1 protein-coding gene is annotated in these 384 nt (G+C 74.2%); it reads right to left on the reverse strand.

Annotation, left to right across the window (positions count from 1 at the left end; all coding sequences use genetic code 11):
* Positions 1–384 (reverse strand): glutamate--tRNA ligase family protein (locus D180_RS11360; protein WP_017912887.1); only part of this gene is annotated, 384 nt, incomplete at both ends.

Here is a 384-nt window from a genome sequence, read left to right on the forward strand (position 1 = left end):
CAGGTGCAGGTAGCGCGGCGTGGGCAGGCCCAGCGCACGCTGCAGCAGGATCTGCCGTGGCGTGGAGTCGAGCAGGTCCGCGCCGCGCACCACGTCGGTGATGCCTTGCGCGGCATCGTCGACCACCACGGCCAGTTGGTACGCCCAGCAGCCGTCGGCGCGCAGCAGCACCACATCGCCGACCTCGGCATGGACGTCCTGGGCCAGCCGGCCGCGCACCGCGTCGTCGAAGGCCACCACGCTGGCCGTACCGGGCGGCACGCGCAGACGGATGGCCGGCTGTGCGCGTGGCGCATCGGTGACGCAAGCGTGGTGCACGCCGCCCTGCGCCGCCAGGGCGCTGCGGCTGCAACTGCAGGGGAAGGCGAGGCCGGCCTGCAGCAG

It is taken from the genome of Xanthomonas sp. SHU 166, from assembly GCF_000364685.1.
Lineage (GTDB): Bacteria > Pseudomonadota > Gammaproteobacteria > Xanthomonadales > Xanthomonadaceae > Xanthomonas_A > Xanthomonas_A sontii.